We start from the raw sequence: 18,673 nt of genomic DNA on the forward strand, positions 1-18,673 counted from the left end.
CACAACACGCTCACCACGAGGTGCAGATGACCGCCAAGCTCCCGCCCAAGCTGGCCGCGCACCCGTCGGTGCGCGCCGTCCTCGCCCAGCGCCGGCCGAGCCCGCCGGCCGTGATCGACGCGGCCTGGTTGCGCGAACTGTGCCTGGCGGCGGGCGCGGACGACGTGGCCGTGGTCAGCCTGGACCACCCGGACCTGGCCGGCGAACGCGAGCACGTGCTGGCCGCGTTGCCCGGCACCCGTTCGCTCGTCGCGATGGCGTTCCGGATGAACCGCGACAACTGCCGCTCCCCCGCGCGCAGCGTCGCGAACCAGGAGTTCCACCAGACCGACGAGCTCGCCAACCACGCCGCCCGCACCATCACCCGGTCGCTGCAGGACGCCGGCCACCGCGCGCTCAACCCGTCGGTCGGCTTCCCGCAGGAGATGGACCGCTATCCCGGACGCATCTGGGTGGTCGCGCACAAGACCGTCGCGGTGGCCGCCGGGCTCGGTGTGATGGGCCTGCACCGCAACGTCATCCACCCGAAGTTCGGCAGCTTCGTGCTGCTGGCCACCGTGCTGGTCGACGCGGAGGTGAGCGAGTACGGCCAGGCACTGGACTACAACCCGTGCATCGACTGCAAGTTGTGCGTCGCCGCGTGCCCGGTCGGCGCCATCCGCAAGACCGGCGAGTTCGACGCGCTGGCCTGCGCGACGCACAACTACCGCGAGTTCATGAGCGGGTTCACCGACTGGGTGCAGACCGTGGCCGACAGCGAGGACGCCGCCGACTACCGCTCCCGCGTCACCGACTCCGAAAGCGCCTCGATGTGGCAGAGCCTCGCCTCCCCGCCCGGCTACAAGTCCGGCTACTGCGTGGCCGTCTGCCCCGCCGGTGAGGACGTCCTCGGCCCGTACCTCGACGACCGCAGGACGTTCATGGACACCGTGCTGCGCCCGCTCCAGGACAAGACCGAGACCCTCTACGTCCTGCCGGGCTCGGCGGCGCGGGAACACGCCCGGCGCCGGTTCCCGCACAAGCCCGTCAAGGAGGTCACCGGCGGCTGGCAGCCCCCGGCCAAACGCGCCTGACCTATCGCGGGCGTATCGAAAAACGCATACGTCCCCGCAACGGTTCCCGGTCTTCGCTGATCGCATGACTACTGGGGGACAGTGGAGCCGGCGTTCGTTGCTGCGAGGTGTTGCCGCGGTGGCCGGTGCCGCCGCGGCAACACCGTTGCTGGGCGGAGTGGCCACGGCGCTGGGCGGTGGCGCGGACGCGTTGTTCAAGGCGGGCAGGTTCGAGGAGGCGGGCCGCGCGTACGAGGAGATCCTGCGAACAGATCCCGCGAACGTGCACGCGGCCCGCCAACGCGGCTACGTGGGCCTGCTGGCCAACAGGTTCGCCGACGCCGAGAAGTACCTCAAGACGGCGCTCGACCTGGCGCCCGGCGACCAGGCCGCCCACGGCTTCCTGGCCGACTGCTACCTGCGGCAGGACAAGCTCGCGCTCTCCGTGCCGCACTGGCGGGCGATCGGCGAGGAGTCCTACGCCAAGTGGTTCTCGGCGGTGCGCGGCGAGCCGTACCAGATCCAGGGCGACGTCGGCCGGGCCGAGCTGCAGAAGCTGGACCCGATGCCGCAGGTGGAGGCCTCGGTCAACGGCGGACCGCCGAAGCGCTTCACGTTCTACACCGGCGCCCCGACGCTGAGCCTGACCTCGACGCTCGCCGAGGAAGCCGGACTCAAGGCCGTCGCCAGCCAGGAGATCGACTTCGAGGGCGGCAAGATCTGGGCGTACTACGGGGTGCTGGAGTCGTTCAAGCTGGGCGGCCTCGAACTGCGCAACGTCCCCGTGGGCTGGTCCGCGACCGAGTCGGGCGAGGACGTCGACACCGACCACGACGGCATGATCGGCACGTGGGTCTTCTACCACCTGCTGACGACCTTCGACTACGCGAACCGAGCCCTCGTCCTGCGCCGTCCGACCCCCGAAGCGATCAGGGAGGCGCGCACGGGAGCCAAACCACTGCCGTTGTGGCTGGCCGCCGACCACTACCTGCACAGCCTCGGCAGCGTCGCCGGCTCCGGCACGCGCGTGGTGGGCACGAACTTCGGCGGCAGCGGCGAGATGGCCGCGGTCCTCTTCGGGGACACGGCCGAACGCCTCGGCGTCCGCACCGACCGCGGCCGCCCGCTGGAGACGTCCGCGCACAGCACGCCGACCGTCGTCTACCCGTGCTACCCCAAGGAACTCCGTGTCGGCAGTGCCGTCGCCAAGGAGATCTACTGCGAATCGCACCCGACCGCCGACACCGCCGGGCTCGGGTTCGACGTGCCGGCCGCGTTCTTCCAGTGCTTCTGGAAGCCTTACAGCGTCACGCTCGACTTCACCGGCATGAACCTCTACGTCAGGACTTGACCAGGCGCAGCAGCAGCGTCCACTGGTGGGCCGTGAGCGGGAGTTCGACCGACGGCGATTTGCTGTCCCGGACGCCGACGCCGCGGCCCACTTCGACGCAGTTGCCGTCGCTAGCGCTGTAGCTGCTCTTGCGCCACCTGGTCGTCATCACGAGCCTCCTCACCGATGATGTCGGTGATCAGCTTCCTCGTTTGCGACTCGTCCAACGCCGTCCGACTGAGTGACGTCACCACGGTGTCGTAGAGACCGACAGAAGGCTGATCTTCGAGGAAGACGTTAGCTCCCTCGCTCTCGACGTAGACGATCGGTGGGATCTTCTTGAACTGAAGCAGATCGAAGTCACCGGCCAGACCCGCATGCGGTCCGAATGCAGTCGGAATCAAGCGAATCGTGAGGTACGGCCGGACGGACAGACGCAGCAGGTGGTGATACTGCTCGGCCATGATCCCCGGGCTCCCGACCGGCAGCCGCAGCGCCTGCTCATGCATGAAGATCGTGACGGTTCGGTAGCCGTCGAGAACCGCCTTCTGACGGGCGGTCCGATTCTCCACCAGCGCTTGTGCCTCCTCTGGTGCCAACGGTTTAGCGAGGGCGAGGTGGCGCGTGTAGTCGGGAACCTGCAACATGCCGTGCACGACGTTCATCGACCACCCGGTGATGTTGGAGGCGATCTTCTCGTGCTCGCGGAGTGTGCGGGCACGGTCGGTCATGCCGGATTTGGTGGGCTGCAACCAGTCCCGGACGTTCGTGTCGTGATGCAGGGCCATCAGGTGGTCGAACTCGGCGGGCGGCGTGCGCAGCAACCCGAGAAGCTTGGCGAGTTCGATGTCGGTGGTGCCTTCCTTGCCGTTGACCAGCTCCGAGATCTTCGCCTCCTGCCAGCCCAGCAAATCGGCGGCGGCACGATTCGTCAGATCTGCCGCCCGCAGCAGCGCCCTTATCGCGTCGCCGAACTCGCGGCCGCGCACCGTGGATCTCCGCAAAGGCATGCGGGGACGGTAGAACCGGCGCTCCGTTTGGCTCCACCCGTTCAACGCAGATCAACCTGAAAGCATGCTGTTTGGCGGACTTCCAAACTCACGAAGGTGCCTGACCTGGTCGTGGGTGAGGCGCCGGAGCTCCCAGACGAGCTCGCCGACCTCCGGGTCAGGCGTGCCCTGCGGAGCGATGCCGGTCAGCGCTTCGAGCTCGTCGGCGGGGATGTTCAGCAGTACGGCGAAGTCACCGAGCAGGTCGGGCGTGAGTTGTGGAAGCGGCCCAACACCGGCGGCCTCGGCCCACCTCGTGGACCGCTTTCGCGATGACGCTCAGGGTCAGGTTCCGGTTGGCGAGCAGACCGAGGACGATCTGCCCCGGCGTCGAACCTGCCGGCCTGGCGATGCGCGTGGGTTTGGTGCGTTCCTGCTGCGGCAACGCGGCCGCGAGCGCACGGACCTCGGCGCGCTGTCCCGGCGGCATGGCGCAGCAGCCTGGGAATCTCGCTGCCCGCGTCAGGATCGAGCGGCGCCGACGCGTCCGATTCGTGCAACTTCTCCCCCACGTGACCCAGCGTAGGCGACACTGGTTACCCTGGATCACGTGCCCGGCACCCGCAGCTCACGAACCCGCGCGAACCTCGCGCGGCTGTTCGCCGTGCTCGCGCTGGTGGCCGCGGTGGCGATGATGCAGGGCGCCCCGTGCCGGACCGAGATCGCCTGGACCGCGCAGTGCCCCACGTCGAGCACCCAGGTGGTGGCGCACTCCGACCAGGTCGACGACACCGGCTGGCTCGACGCCGTTCTGCTGGCGGGCGCGTTCCTCGTGGCGGGGTTCGCCGTGCTGATCGGGTTCGCCGCGCTGCGGCGGGACGGGGCGTTCCGAGTTCCGCCGGTGCCTTCGCCCGTGTGGTCGAGTCCGTCACGTCGGCTGGAAGTGCGGCTGGCACAGCTCTGCGTGTTGCGCGCCTAGACCGGACCCGTTCTCCGGTCCTGTTCGCGCCAACCCTCGTGGAGTTCTGCCATGTCCAAGAACGCTCGATTGTCCCTGATCATCGTCGCCGTGGTGGCGGTGGTGGTCGCCGGTTTCCTCCTGTTCTCCCGCAACGACACGACTGCGGCACCGCGGTCCGGTGACGGCAAGGTGTCCGTGGTCGAGTACCTCGACATGGAGTGCCCGTCGTGCCGTGCCGCGTATGCCGGCGTGGAGAAGCTCAAGGTCGAGTACGGAGACCGGGTCACGTTCGTCGTCAAGCACTTCCCGATTCCCAGTCACCGCAACGGTGAGCTGGCCGCCGTCGCCGTGGAGGCGGCCGCGCAGCAGGGGAAGCGGGACGAGATGATCAAGCTGATGTTCGAGTCGCAGCCGGAGTGGGGCGGGCAGCCGACGTCGCAACGGGCGGTGTTCGTCGGGTTCGGGCAGCGGCTCGGGCTCGACCAGGCGAAGTTCGAGGCCGGGCTGGACGACAGCGCGCTGCGGGAGCGGGTGCTCGCCGAGCGGACCGAGGGGGCGAAGGCCGGGGTGCAGGGCACGCCGACGTTCTTCGTCGACGGCACCAAGTTCAGCGGCGCGCCGAGCTACGCCAACCTGAAGGCCGCGATCGAGCGGGCGCTGTCGTGAGGCCCGTGTCGTGGGTGCTGGCGATCGGAGGGTTCGTCGGGCTGGTCGCCTCGTTCGTGCTGACGGTCGAGAAGATCGCGCTGCTCAAGGACCCGTTCTACGTGCCGACGTGCAGCATCAACCCCGTGCTGAGCTGCGGTTCGATCATGCGGACGCCGCAGGCCGAGGTGCTCGGGTTCCCGAACCCGCTGCTGGGCATCGCGGGGTTCGCGGTGGTGACGACGCTCGGGGTGTTGCTCCTCGCCGGCGTGTCGTTGCCCAACTGGGTGTGGATCGGGCTGCAGGTGGGCGTGACGGCGGGCGTGCTGTTCGTGCACTGGCTGATCTACCAGTCGCTGTACGAGATCGGGGCGTTGTGCCCGTACTGCATGGTCGTGTGGGCGGTGACGATCCCGATCTTCTGGTACACGACGCTGCGCAACCTCCGGCCGTCGTTCCAGTACCACAGCGTCGTGCTGATCCTGTGGTACCTGGTGATCGCGGCCGGGGTGCTGCAGGCGTTCTGGTTCTACTGGTCGACGCTGGTCTAGCAGCAGTGATCGCCGCGCCAGGCCTCACTGCCCTCGTGCACGGCCACCGCGGCGATCACCAGAGCCGCCAGCGGGTCGGCCCACCACCAGCCGAACAGGCTGTTGACGGCGAGGCCGGCCAGCAGCACCGCGGACAGGTAGGTGCACAGCAGCGTCTGCTTCGAGTCGGCCACCGCGCTCGCCGAGCCGAGCTCGCGGCCGGCTCGGCGTTGCGCGTAGCTCAGCACGGGCATGACCAGCAGGGAGACGGCGGCCAGCACGATGCCGGTGGTCGAGTGCTCGGCGCGGTCCTGGCCTAACAGGGCCGCGGCGGACTCGAACGTCACGTAGGCCGCGAGGGCGAAGAAGGACACCGCGATCACCCTGAGCGCGGTGCGTTCGCGTGCTTCGGGATCGCTGCCGGAGAACTGCCACGCGACCGCGGCCGCCGACGCCACCTCGATCACGCTGTCGAGGCCGAACCCGATCAGCGCGGTCGAGGAGGCGACCGTGCCCGCGGCGAGCGCGATGACCGCCTCGACGACGTTGTAGGTGATCGTCGCGGCGACCAGGAGCCGGACGCGCCGGGTGAGCACGGCTTGACGGAGGTCAGTCATCGACGCACTCCGGCTGCGGGTCGACGGCGAGCACGACGTCGGCGAGCTCGGTGAGGGCGCGGGTGAGGCGCTGGTCGGCCAGCTCGTAGCGCACCTGGCGGCCCTGATAGGTGGCGGCGACGAGGCCGCAGCCGCGCAGACAGGACAGGTGGTTGGACACGTTCGACCTGGTCAGACCCAGTTTCTCGGCCAGCTGGGCCGGATAGCCCGGTCCGTCGAGCAACGCCACGAGGATGCGGCAGCGGGTCGGGTCGGCCAGCGCCTTGCCCAGCCTCGACAGCGCGGTCTCCCTGGTCTCACACGTCAGCATAGGCTGAACTATACAGCCGGTGCTGAACATAGGCTGCTAGCCCAGCACCGCGCGCAGCCCGTTGATCCCGGTGAAGTGGTGACCGCGCATGCCGACCAGTTCGGCGGCCAGCACGTTCTCCTGCTTGTCGTCGACGAACAGGATGTCGTCGCCGCCCAGCCGGTCGCGGCACCACTCGAAGGCCGCGCGGTCCGGTTTCGCGTGGCCGATCCGGCACGAGAAGCCGAGCACCTCGAACAGCTCCAGCCAGGCGTGCGTGCGCTCGAAGTTGCGCGCGTGGTCCTCGGGGATGTTGGACAGCAACGCGATGCGCTGACCGGCACCGTGCAGCTCGTGCAGCAACGCGACCATCTCGTAGTCGACCCGGCTCCAGCTCGCCACGTCCGCCTCCACGAGCGGTTCGTGACCGACGAGCCGCCAGTACTCCTGCGCCGTGACGTCACCGCGGTCGTACGCGGGACGGTGGGCCCAGTAGGCGTCCCAGAACTTCGGATCGGCGCTCATCGAGGCCATGACCTCGGGCGACTGCTCCCGCGCGATCACGCCGAACATGTCGAACAGCACGATCACGCGGCCACCACCGTGACACCGGCGGCCGTGAGGTCCTCGTCGCCGTCCGCGTCGGTCACCACCGCGTCCAAAGAGGACGCCGGGGCCACGAACGCCAGCGCGGTGCGGGTCAGCTTCGACGCGTCGGCGACGGCGATCACGCGCCGGGCCGAGGCGATGGCGGCACGTTTCACCGAGGCGTCCTCCAGGTCGAAAGCGGTGAGCCCCTGCGCGGCGGACAGGCCGCAGCAGCCGATCACGGCGGTGTCGAAGCGCAGCGCCTGCAACGACGCCAGCGTCAACGGCCCGGTCAGCGCCAGCTCGCCGGGACGCGGGCGGCCGCCGGGCACCAGCAGCGTCAACGAAGTGGACGTGGCCAGCGCGTTCACCGCGTGCAGCGACAACGGCACGACGGTCAGGCGCCGGTCGTGCAGCAGCCGGGCGACCTCCAGGCACGTGGTACCGCTGTCGAGCACGACCGACTCGCCGTCCGCGATCAGGCCCGCGACGGCGGCGGCGATGCGGCGCTTGGCGTCCGTGTTCTCGTCGGAACGCAGCGCGAACGGCGGCTCGGAGCCGCGCAGCAGCAGGCTGCGGGCGCCACCGCGGAACCGTTCGAGGACACCCTGGGCGGCGAGAACCTCCAGGTCGCGGCGGATGGTCATCTCGGACGCGCCGGTCAGCGCGGCGAGCTCGGCCACGCCGAGGGAGCCGGCGTCGCGGACGGCCTCGGTGATCTGCTTCAAGCGGGACACGAACGCGATTGAACATCAGTGGTGTTCGAAACACAAACTTTCGAACACGGTATTCGTTCGTTAGCGTGGGGCAAGTGAACGCTCTCAAGGCCGCGCGGGTGGCCACCTTCACGTACTTCGCGCTCAACGGGTTCCTGCTCGGGCTGTGGCTCGTGCACATCCCGACCGTCGAGCAGCGCACCGGCATCGACCACGCCGAGCTCGGCCGGTTGCTGCTCCTGCTCGGGCTGGGCGCGTTCATCGGCATGCGGATCGGGGGCAAGGTCACCGATCGGGCCGGCGTGAAGGTCGTGGTGCCGGTCGCCGGTGTCTTCTGCAGCGTGACCGCCCTGCTACCGGGGCTCGCCGTCGACCAGTGGACGCTCGGTGCGGCGCTGCTCCTCTTCGGCATCGGCAACGGGCTGATGGACGTCAGCATGAACGCACACGCCGTGGTGCTGGAACAGCACTACAGGCGGCCGGTGATGTCGGCGTTCCACGCGACGTGGTCGCTCGGCGGTGTGGCGGCGGCATTGACCGGAGCGCGCACACTCAGCTGGCAGCTCTCCCCCGCCGTGACGATGGGCGCGGCGGCCGCGCTCGGTGTCGTGATCAGCCTCGTGACGGCGAAAGCTCTGCTCGACGGGGAGGAAGAACAGCACGTGCAGCCGACCGGCGAGCGGAAGGTGCCGCGCCGGATCTGGGTCATGGCGGTGCTCGCGGGCCTGGTGATGCTGAGCGAGGGTGCGGCGAACGACTGGAGCGTGCTGCACCTGCAGGACGTCCTCGGCGCCGCACCGCAGATCGCCGCACTCGCGTACGGCGCGTTCGCCACCACGATGACGACCGGCCGGCTGCTCGCGGACCGGATCACCGCGAGGGTCGGTTCGGTGGCCGTGCTGCGCTGGGGCGCGGTGATCGGCGCGGCGGGCATCGCGACGGCCGCGCTGTCGCCGTGGGTCTGGCTCGCGCTCGCGGGCTGGGCGGTCGCGGGCGCCGGGTTGTCGGGCACGGTGCCGCAGCTGTTCAGCGCGGCCGGGCACGCGGAGGCCGGCGCGGCCGCGGCGAACGTGTCGCGGGTGGCCGGGCTCGGCTACCTCGGCGTGCTGGCCGGACCTGCGGTGATCGGCTGGCTGACACACGTCGTGCCGCTCAACATCGCGTTCCTGCTGCCCGTGGCGTTCTGCGTGGTCGCGGCGCTCTCGGCGAACGTGTTGCGAGCCGAACCCGCCGAGGAGCGGGTGTCCGCGTAAGACTGTCGGGCATGGATTTGGCTGCACTGGATCTCACCACCGCACACCTGGCCGACGCCTGCATCCGCGTGGGCATCCCGGTCCGCACGGCCGTGCTCGCGCCGGTCGTCCCCGGTACCAGGACGTCCGGCCGCGTCCTGCCCGCCCGGCACGCGGGCAGCGTCGACGTCTTCCTGGAGGCCATCGACCGCGCACGGCCCGGTGACGTGCTGGTCGTCGACAACGACGGCCGCGTGGACGAGGCCTGCGTGGGAGACCTGATCGTGCTCGAAGCGCAGGCCGCGGGCCTGGCCGGGGTCGTGATCTGGGGTCTGCACCGCGACACCGCGGACATCCGGGCGATCGGCCTGCCGGTGTTCAGCCTCGGCAGCAACCCGACGGGCCCGTTGAGCCTGCGCGACCGCGCACCGGAGGCTCTCTCGACGGCGCAGGTCGACCAGTGGACCGTCACCTCCGACGACGTCGTGTTCGGTGACGACGACGGCGTGCTGTTCGTGCCGGCGTCGGAGGTGGAGGTCGTGCTCGCCAAGGCCGCCGGAATCCGCGACGTCGAACGCGCGCAGGCCGACCGAGTGCGGCAGGGTGAGTCCCTGCGCGGTCAGCTGCGGTTCGCCGAGTACCTGGCGAGCGGGCTCACGTTCCGCGAGCACCTGCGCAAGATCGGCGGCGCCGTCGAGGAGTGAGCCGGTATGCGGACCCGGACCCCGTGTCGAAAAGTCTCCGCGCCCTTCGACGGATCCGTGCAAGGCAGCCGCTGAGAGGAACTTTCGACATGGACTGGACCCTGGAAGTCATCGTGGTACCGGTGTCCGACCTGGACCGCGCGAAGCACTTCTACTCCGAGCAGCTGGGCTTCAAGGTCGACCACGACACGACGTTCAACACCGACACCCGCGTCCTGCAGCTCACCCCGCCCGGCTCCGGGTGCTCGATCGTGCTGGGCAAGGGCATCGTCAAGGGCGAGCCCGGCTCGTTGAAGGGTGTGCAGCTGGTCGTCTCCGACCTGGAGAAGGCCCGCGCGCAGCTGGTGGAGCGGGGCGTCGAGGTCGGTGAGATCGTGCGCATGAACGAAATGGACGGAGGGTCGTTCATCTTCTTCGACGACCCGGACGGCAACAGCTGGGCCGTGCAGGAGATCAAGGCCCGCGCTACCGGTGGGGAGTGGAAGTGAAGTACATGCTGGTGACCTTCGGCGGCAACCAGGAGGACTGGGAGGGCATCGCCGCGTGGTCGGACGAGGACATGCACCGCATGGTCGACTACATGCACGCGTTGAACGCCGAGCTGGAGGCCAACGGCGAGCTGCTGCAGGCCGAGGGCCTGAGCGGCCCGGCGCGGGCGTTCGTGGTGCGCGGCGGTGACGACGGCAGGCCGATCGTGGTCGACGGGCCGTTCGCGGAGTCCAAGGAGGTCATCGCCGGGTACTGGGTGGTGGACGTGGACAGCCACGAGCGGGTCGTGGAGATCGCCCGCCGGGCCTCGGCGTGTCCCGGTCCCGGCGGGAAGATCATGAACGCGCCGATCGAGGTGCACCCGATCATGGGGCCGCCGACCGAGGACCCGGAGACGTTCGCGCCGTACCAGAAGTAGCCCAGGTCCGATACGCCGGTTCCCCTCGGCACGACATGTGGAGAGGGGAACCGGCGTATCGGGCTGAGGGCGCCTGTGGTCAGTTGCTCGGCGCTTGTTCAAGCGGTGACGGGCCTGAGCGAACCCGGCCCCTCACCCACGACTACTTCAGGTCGTACGCGCGGATGATGGTCTGCTGGACCTCACCGCCCGCGTCCGCCGCCCGCGCCTTGAACGACACGTTCTTGGCCCCGTGCGGGTGGAACAACGTGACCTGCCAGCCGTTGCGCGTCCGGTGCAGCGGCACCGGCTTCCACGTCCCGCCCTCGTCGAACGAGACCTCCACCGCCGGGTCCTCGATGTCGGTGACGACACCGGTCCCGTTGCGTTCCACCGTGATCGGCACGGTGACGACCCGGCCGGCCCGGTTGTACTCGTCCAGCCGCGGCGTGAACCGGACCGCGAGCAGCGGGATCGGTTTGTACTCCTCGCCGGGCACGTTCTCGGACGTGAACGTCCAGTCGGTGGTGAGCCGCGAGGTCTGCGAGTCGCGGGTGGCCTCGGCGTGGGCCTGGTAGCGCTTCTTCCCGGCCGGCACGTCCGGGATGAAGGCCGAGCCCGCGTAGGCCTGTTCGTAGATGACCTTGCCGTCGAGCGTCACGACCGTGCGGCCGGTGTGCTGGCTGCGGCCGTTCATACCGTCCGTGCCGAACATCGGCACGTCCAGGCGCAGCGTGTTGCCCAGGCGGCCGGCGTGCTGCACGTAACGCGGGTCGTTCGGCAGGCTGGGCCCGTAGACCGCGCTGTTCCAGTGCTCGGTGACGGTGCGACCGAGCTTGAACACGCGCGGCCGCACCGAGGACTGGTAGCTGAGGCTCGGGTACTCGCCGAGCTTCACGAACTCGCTGAGCGAGCCGGCCCAGTCGACGTCGGGCGTGTAGAACTCCTTGAGCCGCAACGGCAGCGGGCCGGAGGCGCCCTCGTCGCGCTGGCCGGTCGAGCCCGGCACGCGGGCGTGCGTGACGGAGTCGACGTGGGCCAGGTCCCGGTCGCGGACCGAGCGCTGGACGTCCGCCGGCACGCGGCCGTCCTCGGAGATCCGCACGTGGTACTGGTACGGGCTGCCGTCGAAGTGGCCCTTGCCGTCCGGCCTGGCCATGACCTGCTGGGCGTGGAACTGGAACTTCGGCCACGACGTCTTGGACGGGCGGACGAAGAACCCCGCGAGCCGGGACACGATCCAGCTGGCGCCGGTCGGGCCCCAGTTGGCCTGCATGTCGAAGTGCAGCTCGGCGCTCACCGGCGCCGCGTCCCCCTGGTCCACGGTGATCGACGGCTCGTTGGCCTGGCGGGCGTCCAACACCAGGTCGGTGTCGGCGGTGATCTCGAGCGCCGGTTCGGTCAGGGCGGTGGTCACACCGCCCTGCGCCGGGTCGGGCGCGGGGGTGTAGATCGAGCCGTCGAGGAAGAACGTTCCCCTGGGCAGGCGCTGCACGAGGGTGCCCGACGGGTCGGACTGGAAGTACGCCTTGGGCTGGTTCACGTCGACGAACCGGTAGGTGTGGTTCGGCGTCGGGTCGCCGTTGCGGTCGAGGAACGTCAGCTTAACGTCGTAGCTCTCGACCTCCTTCACCACACCCACGACCACGCGCACGCCGTCGGACGACACCACCGCGGCGCCGTAGATCGCGTCGGGCACGGCGGCACGCGTGTCGGCGGTGAGCACGGCGTCCGCGGAACCGCCGGCGGGAATCGTCAGCTTCGCCGGCGAGACGCTGAACAGGCCCGACGCGGCGGGTTTCACGTCGGCGACGCTGAGGTCCACGGTCACATCGGACGAACCGCTGTTGCGGTAGGTCAGCTTCTGCGTGATGGGCTTGTCGTCGTCGTGCGGCCACAACGCGGTACCCAGCGAGTGGCTGCCCACGGTGGTGCTCACCGGTGACGACGCCGCGCGACCCACGTCGAGCCGTCCGGCGCCCTGCTCGTAGACGGTCGACGACGGGTTGGGCTTGGCGCTGTTCATCAGCGCCGCCTTGATGTCGTCCGCCCGCCACGCCGGGTGCTGGGCGGCGACGATCGCCGCCGCGCCGGCCACGTGCGGCGTGGCCATCGACGTGCCGGACAACGCGACGTGCCCCTCGTCGACGGGCGTGCCGACCTTTCCGTTGCGGGCCTTGGCCGCCACGATGTCGACGCCGGGCGCGGTGATGTCGGGCTTGATCGCGTTGTTCGTCCAGCGCGGGCCGCGTGAGGAGAAGTCGGCGAGCTTGTCGTCGCGGTCCACGGCGCCGACCGTGAGGGCGGCGTCGGCGGACGCGGGCGAGCCGATCGGGCCGCCGGAGTTGCCGGCGGCGACCACGAACAGGGCACCGGTCTGGGCGGTGATCCGGTTGAGCGCGAGCGACATCGGATCGGTGCCCTCGTCCGGCCACGAGTTGCCCAGGCTCATGTTGACGACCCTGGCCCTGGTGGCGGCCCACTCCATGCCGGCGATGATGCCGCTCTCGCTACCGTCGCCGGAGTCGCCGAGCACCTTGCCGTTGACGAGCTTGGCGTCCGGCGCGATGCCCTTGTACTTGCCCTCGCCGGTGATGATCGATGCGACGTGCGTGCCGTGACCGAAGCGGTCGTCGGTGGTGTCGCTGCCGCTGAAGTTCTTCGACTCGACGACGGCGCCCGCGAGGTCCGGGTGCGTCTCGTCGACGCCGGTGTCGAGCACGGCGACGGTCACGCCGGCCCCGGTGAAGCCCTTGGCCCACGCCTCTGGCGCGCCGACCTGCGCGGCGCTGCGGTCCAGTGACGCGGTGACCTTGCCGTCGAGCCAGACCTTCCCGGTGTCCGCCACCCGCGCACCGGACCAGAAGCCGCCGTTCTTGTCCGCGCTCGCGGTGTGCGCGTTGATGCTCGGCAAGGACCCCCTGGCGGTGGCGGCGCTGATCCCCTGCCCCTGCACGATCAGCGGAATGGTCTTGCTGGACGCGTCGTCGTACCCGGATCTGGCCAGCAGCGAGACGTCGAACAGCCGTGCGTCGAGCTCGCCGGAGCTCAGTCGCGACTGGGCGTCCGAGGGTACGACGTGGAGGTCGCCCCGCGGGTCGGTGAAGGTCCGGAACGCGATGTCCTGTCTGCCGCGCGCCCTTCTGACTCGGACCGTTCCGCTGGTGACGGTGACTTCGTCACCGGTGAGGAGCGTGACCTTCGTGGTCAGCCCGTCGGCACGCACCTGCTGTTGCGGCTCGGCTGCCGCAGAAACAGGAACGGCTGCCGTGGCGGCAACCACGACAGCCGTCAGCCCTGCGGCGAGATGTGATCGTTTCAACGCGAACTCCCGTGGTGCACAGTGGAGATGTCAGCTCTCACCGACTAGAACCACTTCTCACCGTGATCGCGCTGCAACCGGTTTCACATCACATATTCACAGATTCGGCCGGATCGCCCGTTCGACCGCCGCCTCGACGTGCAGCCGGGTCGTCGGGAACACCGGCAGCGGCACGTCGTCCTGGGTGATCAGCAGCTCGATCTCGGTGCAGCCGAGGATCACGCCCTGCGCACCGTCGAACCGGGCGATCACGTCCTGGTAGGCGCGGCGGGACTCGTCGCGCACGACCCCGAGGCACAGCTCGTCGTAGATGATCCGGTGCACCGTCGCACGGTCCTCAGTGGATGGCAGCAGGACGCGCAGACCGTGCGACTCCAGGCGTTCGCGGTAGAACGGCTGGTCCATCGTGAACCCGGTGCCGAGCAGTCCGACCGCGGTGAGGCCCGCGGCCTTGATCGCCTCGGCGGTCGTGTCGCCCAGGTGGATCATGGGGATGCTCACGGCGGCCTGCACCTGGTCGAACACCTTGTGCATGGTGTTGGTGCACAGCAGCAGGAAGTCCGCGCCGCCCGCCTCCACCTGTGCGGCGGCGTCGGCGAGCGCCTTGCCCGCGTCGTCCCAGCGGCCCTCGACCTGCATGCGTTCGATCTCGGCGAAGTCCACCGAGTGCAGCACGATCTTCGCGGAGTGCAGGCCGCCCAGGCGTTCCCGCACGATCACGTTCGCGAGCCGGTAGTACTCCGCGCTGCTCTCCCAGCTCATCCCGCCGAGCATCCCGATGGTCAGCATGCACCCAGTCAAGCATTCGGGTGGCGCTGACCGATTCGCATTTTCCGGCCGACGGCCTTCCATAAGATGCCGAACGTGTGGCGCGTGGGAAGGGGTCGACGTGGTCGATGAGGGCCTGAGCCTCCAGGACATCATCCGACGACGGCAGGAGTCCGACTTCGTAGGTCGCGAGAAGCGCCTGGTCGAGTTCAGCGAGAACCTCCGGCTGCCGCTGACCGACCACCGCCGCCGGTTCGTGTTCAACGTCCACGGCGTCGCCGGTGTGGGCAAGACCTTCCTCACCCACCAGTTCCGCCGGGTGGCCACCCAGGTCGACGCGTTGTGCGGCTACGCCGACGAGAGCTGCTTCGACGTGCTGGAGACGATGACCGCCCTGGCCGCCGACTTCGCCGCGCAGGACCTGCCGTTGAAGAGCTTCGACAAGAAGCTGGCCGTCTACCACCGCCGCCGCCACGAGCTGGAGGCCGACCCGGCCGCGCAGAGCGGCGTGACCCGCTCCGCCGTGGAGATCGGCTTGGCCGCGGCCCGCATCGTGCCGGTGGTGGGGACGGCGGCGGGCGCGCTGGACGCCAAAGCCACGGCCGACCAGGTCGACCGGCTGCGCGCGCACCTGAGCAAGAAGCTGCGCAACTCCGAGGACGTGCAGCTGCTGTTGTCCCCGGCCGAGTCGCTGAGCAAGTTCTTCGTCTCGGACCTGCGCAAACTCGCCCACGACCGCCCGGTGGCCCTGTTCTTCGACACCTACGAACGCACAGCGCCGTTCCTCGAGGACTGGCTGCTGGACCTGCTGAACTCCCGCTACGGCGCGCTGCCCGGCCAGCTGGTGATCACCATCGCGGGCCAGAAGGCACTCGGCTCCAACCGCTGGGCGCCGTACCGCGGCATCGTCGCCGACGTGCCGCTGGTGCCGTTCACCGACGAGGAAGCCCGCAAACTCCTCACCGCCCGCGGTGTTCACGACGAACACGTGGTCCAGCTGATCCTGTCCCTGTCCGGCCGCCTGCCGCTGTGGCTCGCCACCCTGGCCGACCGCCCGCCGGCCGGCGAGGACGACGTCACCGACCCCACCGACGGCGCGGTGGAACGGTTCCTGAAGTGGGAACCGGACGAGGCCCGCCGCGCGATCGCCCTGTCCGGGGCCTTGCCGCGCAAGCTGAACGAAGACGTCGTGGGCGCCCTGTGCGACACCGAGTCGCCCGGCGAGATGTTCGGCTGGCTGCGCGGCCTGCCGTTCGTCACCAAGACCGCGAGCTACTGGCGCTACCACGACGTGGCCAGAGCCCCGATGCTGCGCCTGCTGCGCACCCAGTCCCCGCATCGCTGGCGGGCCCACCACCACAAGCTGGCCGCCCACTTCAAGGCCGAACGCGAAGCGCTGCCCGTCCACGGCGAGGACTGCTGGCTCGACACGGCCTGGCTGGACCACCGGCTGGAGGAGACCTACCACGAGGTCTGCGCGGACCCCGCGACCGCGCTGCCCGTCGCGCTGAACCACGCGGTGTTCGCGGTGTGGGACAGCACCGCCATGGCCCGCCGCTGGGCGGAGGTGCTGTTCTCCGCGGGCCAGGACTCCGACATCGAGCAGGCCCGGACGTGGGCACAGCGCCTCACCGAGGCGATCGACCAGAACGACGACGGCGTCGCCTACCTCACCGCGTTGATCGACGACGGCGGGCTGGACATCTCGGCACGCAAAGAAGCCATCCGGATGCGGGCGAGGGCCCATCGCGACGCGGAACGGTACGACGCCGCGCTCCAGGGCTTCGACCAGGCCATCGCGCTCGATCCGAACTTCGAGTCGGCCATCGCGGGACGTGGCGAGACCTACCGGCTCATGGGCCGCCACGACGAAGCGCTCGCCGACCTGAACCGGGCCGTCGAGCTCGACCCCTCGGACAGCTGGGCCATCGGCACCCGCGGCCAGACCTACCACGCCATGGGCGACAACGACCGTGCCCTCGCCGACCTGACCCGTGCGATCGAGCTCGACTCCACCAGCATCTGGATCGTGGGCAGCCGCGGTGGTGTGCACTCGTCGAACAGCGACCACGACCTCGCCATCGCCGACTACGACCGCGCGCTCGAACTCGACCCGACGAGTGCGTGGTACCTCTCCATGCGGGGCGAATGCCACCGCCAGGCAGAGCGGTACAGCGACGCGATCGCAGATTTCACGAAAGCCATCGAACTGGACCCGACTGCCTCGTGGCCTCTCGCACACAGGGGGATGACCTACCTGTCCAGCGACAGGCTCGACGAGGCGCTCGCGGACTTCGATCGCGCGATCGAGCTGGACGGCGACTACCACTGGGCCATCGCCCAGCGCGGCACCATCCGCATCCGGATGGACGACTACGACCGAGCTCTCGCGGACTTCGATCGCGCGATCGAGCTGGAGCCCACGGACTGGGTGCTCGCCAGCCGGGGTGAAGCCCTCCGGCTGCTGGACAGGTACGACGAGGCGATCGCCGCCTACGACCGAGCCATAGCGCTCGACCCGGACTACAGCTGGGCCCTCGGCGGACGCGGCCAGACCCACTTTCTGGCAGGAGACCACGAGCGGGCGATAGCCGATTTCACCCGCGCGATCGAGCTGAACCCGGCCTACGGTTGGGCGTTGACCCGCAGAGCTGCGACCTACTGGTCGTTGCGCCGGTACGACGACGCCATCGCCGACTACGACAGGGCCATCGAGCTCGACCCCGACAACGGCTGGACATGGCTCCAGCGCGGCATCGCCCACCGCGCGGCGGGCCGCCAGGCCGAGGCGATGGCGGACCTCACTCGCGCGATCGAGCTGGAGCCGGATTCCGCGTCGTTCCACGCCCACCGCGGGCACGCCCTGCGCGGGGAACGCCGTCACGACGAGGCCCTGGCGGACCTCAACCGCGCGGTCGAACTCGAGCCTGACTACGACTGGGCGGTGGAGATGCGCGGCCGCACGCTGATGGCGCTGGGCCGTCACCGAGAAGCGATCTCCGACCTGAGCCGGGCCGTCGAACTCGATCCTGACGGCTGGGCACTGACCAATCGAGGCATTGCCCTCCTGCTCAGCGGTGATCAGGAGGCTGCCATCGCCGATCTCGACCGCGCTGTCGACCTGCGCCCCGCCAGTGGCTGGGCGTGGTACAGCCGAGGACTGGCGCGGGGCGACGAGGCGGACATCCGCGCGGCGATCGGCCTGTCGGCGCAGTACGTCGAGGAAAATCCCAACGCTGCCCACGAGCGTTTCAACATCGCGGTCTACCACGCCGCGCTGCACGAGTACGACCAGGCCGCGGCGGTGGCGCGCGACGTCCTGCAGCGAAGTCCGAGCCGAGAGGCCGTCATGGACTTCCGCGACGATCTCCGCGACCTGGCCGTTCTCCGCGAGGTCGATCAGGACGCGATCAACGCACTCATGGAGTCGTGACGTTCCAGCGCGGGTCTCGGCCGGTGCGAGCCAGGAGTTTGTCCAGGTCCGAGGCATCGGCCGGGGCCTCGACGGGGGCCTTGAAGACGTTCCACTCGATGGCCGTCGGGCCCATCTGCTCGACCAGGTTCGCGACCTCAGCGAACACCTCGGGGTCCGGGGAGAAGGTCTGGCCTGTCGCCTTCGCCAGGTCGGAGGCGTGGATCGTGAGATCCAGCAACGCGAGGCCGCCGACGGTCTGCGCGGGCAGCTGCATGTTGCCGGCGATGCCCTCGTCCGCGCCGGGCCGGCCCCACGCCTCGACGAGGTTCGCGGTCTCGGCGGGGAACCGCGTGCGCCAGTCCGGATAGGACGGTGTGTGGCTGAAGTCGGCGTCCTGCTTGACGGCGAGCTTCTGGAACTCGACGACGACGTGCAGCAGGTGATCGAGCAGGGCGCGGACGTCGTAGTCGGCGCACGGGGTGGGCTTGGTCAGGTCTTCGTCGCGGATGGACGCGATGACGGGCAACGCGTGGTCGCGGGCGCGGTCGAGCAGAACACTGAGCTTCATGGGCTCGACGCTATGGCCCGTGAGGTTCCCCGCTCTTGAAGAAACGCGCCAACCTAGGATC

At 69.6% G+C, this 18,673-nt stretch carries 20 protein-coding genes; 11 read left to right on the forward strand and 9 right to left on the reverse strand.

The window, feature by feature from the left end:
• The first annotated feature begins 26 nt into the window (after window positions 1–26).
• A complete protein-coding gene (locus ACWEIJ_RS24100; protein ID WP_449839463.1) occupies window positions 27–1,073 on the forward strand; it encodes a 4Fe-4S binding protein in 1,047 nt (348 codons plus the stop codon).
• Window positions 1,074–1,137: 64 nt separating this feature from the next.
• A complete protein-coding gene (locus ACWEIJ_RS24105; protein WP_449839464.1) occupies window positions 1,138–2,403 on the forward strand; it encodes an aspartyl protease family protein in 1,266 nt (421 codons plus the stop codon).
• Here the strand turns inward: ACWEIJ_RS24105 and ACWEIJ_RS24110 are convergent.
• Complete coding sequence (locus ACWEIJ_RS24110; RefSeq protein WP_449839465.1) at window positions 2,393–2,551, reverse strand: DUF397 domain-containing protein; 159 nt, start codon at window positions 2,549–2,551, stop codon at window positions 2,393–2,395. The two genes, ACWEIJ_RS24105 and ACWEIJ_RS24110, sit on opposite strands and share 11 nt — an antisense overlap.
• Complete coding sequence (locus ACWEIJ_RS24115) at window positions 2,514–3,371, reverse strand: helix-turn-helix domain-containing protein (RefSeq protein WP_449839466.1); 858 nt, start codon at window positions 3,369–3,371, stop codon at window positions 2,514–2,516. Before ACWEIJ_RS24115 ends, ACWEIJ_RS24110 begins: the two co-directional genes overlap by 38 nt.
• Before the next feature lie 117 nt (window positions 3,372–3,488).
• Between ACWEIJ_RS24115 and ACWEIJ_RS24120 the strand changes: the two genes are divergently transcribed.
• From ACWEIJ_RS24120 to ACWEIJ_RS24135, 4 genes are all read left to right on the forward strand, one after another.
• Complete coding sequence (locus ACWEIJ_RS24120; RefSeq protein ID WP_449839467.1) at window positions 3,489–3,707, forward strand: hypothetical protein; 219 nt, start codon at window positions 3,489–3,491, stop codon at window positions 3,705–3,707.
• Between the two features lie 274 nt (window positions 3,708–3,981).
• Window positions 3,982–4,350, forward strand: coding sequence for a hypothetical protein (locus ACWEIJ_RS24125; protein ID WP_449839468.1), 369 nt, complete (start codon window positions 3,982–3,984; stop codon window positions 4,348–4,350).
• A gap of 51 nt (window positions 4,351–4,401) precedes the next feature.
• A complete protein-coding gene (locus ACWEIJ_RS24130; RefSeq protein WP_449839469.1) occupies window positions 4,402–4,998 on the forward strand; it encodes a DsbA family protein in 597 nt (198 codons plus the stop codon).
• The gene (locus tag ACWEIJ_RS24135) at window positions 4,995–5,528 is read left to right on the forward strand and encodes a vitamin K epoxide reductase family protein (protein ID WP_449839470.1); all 534 of its coding nucleotides are present in this window, start codon (window positions 4,995–4,997) and stop codon (window positions 5,526–5,528) included. Before ACWEIJ_RS24130 ends, ACWEIJ_RS24135 begins: the two co-directional genes overlap by 4 nt.
• On the opposite strand, the gene ACWEIJ_RS24140 is transcribed toward ACWEIJ_RS24135, so the two are convergent.
• The 4 genes from ACWEIJ_RS24140 to ACWEIJ_RS24155 are packed head-to-tail and all read right to left on the reverse strand — an operon-like array spanning window position 5,525 to window position 7,747.
• A complete protein-coding gene (locus tag ACWEIJ_RS24140) occupies window positions 5,525–6,124 on the reverse strand; it encodes a cation transporter (protein ID WP_449839471.1) in 600 nt (199 codons plus the stop codon). The two genes, ACWEIJ_RS24135 and ACWEIJ_RS24140, sit on opposite strands and share 4 nt — an antisense overlap.
• A complete protein-coding gene (gene cmtR, locus ACWEIJ_RS24145; protein ID WP_449839472.1) occupies window positions 6,117–6,434 on the reverse strand; it encodes a Cd(II)/Pb(II)-sensing metalloregulatory transcriptional regulator CmtR in 318 nt (105 codons plus the stop codon). Before cmtR ends, ACWEIJ_RS24140 begins: the two co-directional genes overlap by 8 nt.
• A 36-nt stretch (window positions 6,435–6,470) precedes the next feature.
• The gene (locus ACWEIJ_RS24150) at window positions 6,471–7,004 is read right to left on the reverse strand and encodes an HAD family hydrolase (protein ID WP_449839473.1); all 534 of its coding nucleotides are present in this window, start codon (window positions 7,002–7,004) and stop codon (window positions 6,471–6,473) included.
• Complete coding sequence (locus tag ACWEIJ_RS24155; RefSeq protein WP_449839536.1) at window positions 7,001–7,747, reverse strand: DeoR/GlpR family DNA-binding transcription regulator; 747 nt, start codon at window positions 7,745–7,747, stop codon at window positions 7,001–7,003. Before ACWEIJ_RS24155 ends, ACWEIJ_RS24150 begins: the two co-directional genes overlap by 4 nt.
• A gap of 65 nt (window positions 7,748–7,812) precedes the next feature.
• On the opposite strand from ACWEIJ_RS24155, the gene ACWEIJ_RS24160 reads away from it, so the two are divergent.
• The 4 genes from ACWEIJ_RS24160 to ACWEIJ_RS24175 all read left to right on the forward strand — a co-directional run bounded on the left by ACWEIJ_RS24160 (window position 7,813) and on the right by ACWEIJ_RS24175 (window position 10,560).
• Window positions 7,813–8,970 (forward strand): MFS transporter, encoded by a 1,158-nt coding sequence (locus ACWEIJ_RS24160; RefSeq protein WP_449839474.1) that lies wholly within the window; start codon window positions 7,813–7,815, stop codon window positions 8,968–8,970.
• Between the two features lie 11 nt (window positions 8,971–8,981).
• Complete coding sequence (locus tag ACWEIJ_RS24165) at window positions 8,982–9,653, forward strand: RraA family protein (protein ID WP_449839475.1); 672 nt, start codon at window positions 8,982–8,984, stop codon at window positions 9,651–9,653.
• Between the two features lie 89 nt (window positions 9,654–9,742).
• The gene (locus ACWEIJ_RS24170) at window positions 9,743–10,141 is read left to right on the forward strand and encodes a VOC family protein (protein ID WP_449839476.1); all 399 of its coding nucleotides are present in this window, start codon (window positions 9,743–9,745) and stop codon (window positions 10,139–10,141) included.
• Between the two features lie 5 nt (window positions 10,142–10,146).
• On the forward strand, window positions 10,147–10,560 hold the full coding sequence (locus tag ACWEIJ_RS24175; protein ID WP_449839537.1) for a YciI family protein: 414 nt from the start codon (window positions 10,147–10,149) through the stop codon (window positions 10,558–10,560).
• 142 nt (window positions 10,561–10,702) lie between these two features.
• Here the strand turns inward: ACWEIJ_RS24175 and ACWEIJ_RS24180 are convergent, their stop codons facing one another.
• Window positions 10,703–13,861, reverse strand: a complete 3,159-nt coding sequence (locus ACWEIJ_RS24180) for a S8 family serine peptidase (protein ID WP_449839477.1) — start codon at window positions 13,859–13,861, stop codon at window positions 10,703–10,705.
• 96 nt (window positions 13,862–13,957) lie between these two features.
• Entirely contained in the window at window positions 13,958–14,650 is a 693-nt protein-coding gene (locus ACWEIJ_RS24185; RefSeq protein WP_449839478.1) for an aspartate/glutamate racemase family protein, read from the reverse strand.
• Window positions 14,651–14,750: 100 nt separating this feature from the next.
• On the opposite strand from ACWEIJ_RS24185, the gene ACWEIJ_RS24190 reads away from it, so the two are divergent.
• Window positions 14,751–18,062 carry a tetratricopeptide repeat protein gene (locus ACWEIJ_RS24190; protein ID WP_449839479.1) on the forward strand — a complete coding sequence of 1,104 codons (3,312 nt, stop codon included), beginning with the start codon at window positions 14,751–14,753 and terminating at the stop codon, window positions 18,060–18,062.
• Here the strand turns inward: ACWEIJ_RS24190 and ACWEIJ_RS24195 are convergent.
• Entirely contained in the window at window positions 18,049–18,612 is a 564-nt protein-coding gene (locus ACWEIJ_RS24195) for a TIGR03086 family metal-binding protein (protein ID WP_449839480.1), read from the reverse strand. The two genes, ACWEIJ_RS24190 and ACWEIJ_RS24195, sit on opposite strands and share 14 nt — an antisense overlap.
• Between the last annotated feature and the right edge of the window lie 61 nt (window positions 18,613–18,673).

This window comes from Lentzea sp. NPDC004789, assembly GCF_053601075.1.

Coding starts and splice junctions, on each gene's coding strand:
- ACWEIJ_RS24100 (WP_449839463.1), top strand. CDS start 27: ATGACCGCCAAGCTCCCGCCCAAGCTGGCCGCGCACCCGTCGGTGCGC.
- ACWEIJ_RS24105 (WP_449839464.1), top strand. CDS start 1,138: ATGACTACTGGGGGACAGTGGAGCCGGCGTTCGTTGCTGCGAGGTGTT.
- ACWEIJ_RS24110 (WP_449839465.1), bottom strand. CDS start 2,551: ATGACGACCAGGTGGCGCAAGAGCAGCTACAGCGCTAGCGACGGCAAC.
- ACWEIJ_RS24130 (WP_449839469.1), top strand. CDS start 4,402: ATGTCCAAGAACGCTCGATTGTCCCTGATCATCGTCGCCGTGGTGGCG.
- ACWEIJ_RS24140 (WP_449839471.1), bottom strand. CDS start 6,124: ATGACTGACCTCCGTCAAGCCGTGCTCACCCGGCGCGTCCGGCTCCTG.
- cmtR (WP_449839472.1), bottom strand. CDS start 6,434: ATGCTGACGTGTGAGACCAGGGAGACCGCGCTGTCGAGGCTGGGCAAG.
- ACWEIJ_RS24165 (WP_449839475.1), top strand. CDS start 8,982: ATGGATTTGGCTGCACTGGATCTCACCACCGCACACCTGGCCGACGCC.
- ACWEIJ_RS24170 (WP_449839476.1), top strand. CDS start 9,743: ATGGACTGGACCCTGGAAGTCATCGTGGTACCGGTGTCCGACCTGGAC.
- ACWEIJ_RS24175 (WP_449839537.1), top strand. CDS start 10,147: ATGCTGGTGACCTTCGGCGGCAACCAGGAGGACTGGGAGGGCATCGCC.
- ACWEIJ_RS24185 (WP_449839478.1), bottom strand. CDS start 14,650: ATGCTGACCATCGGGATGCTCGGCGGGATGAGCTGGGAGAGCAGCGCG.
- ACWEIJ_RS24195 (WP_449839480.1), bottom strand. CDS start 18,612: ATGAAGCTCAGTGTTCTGCTCGACCGCGCCCGCGACCACGCGTTGCCC.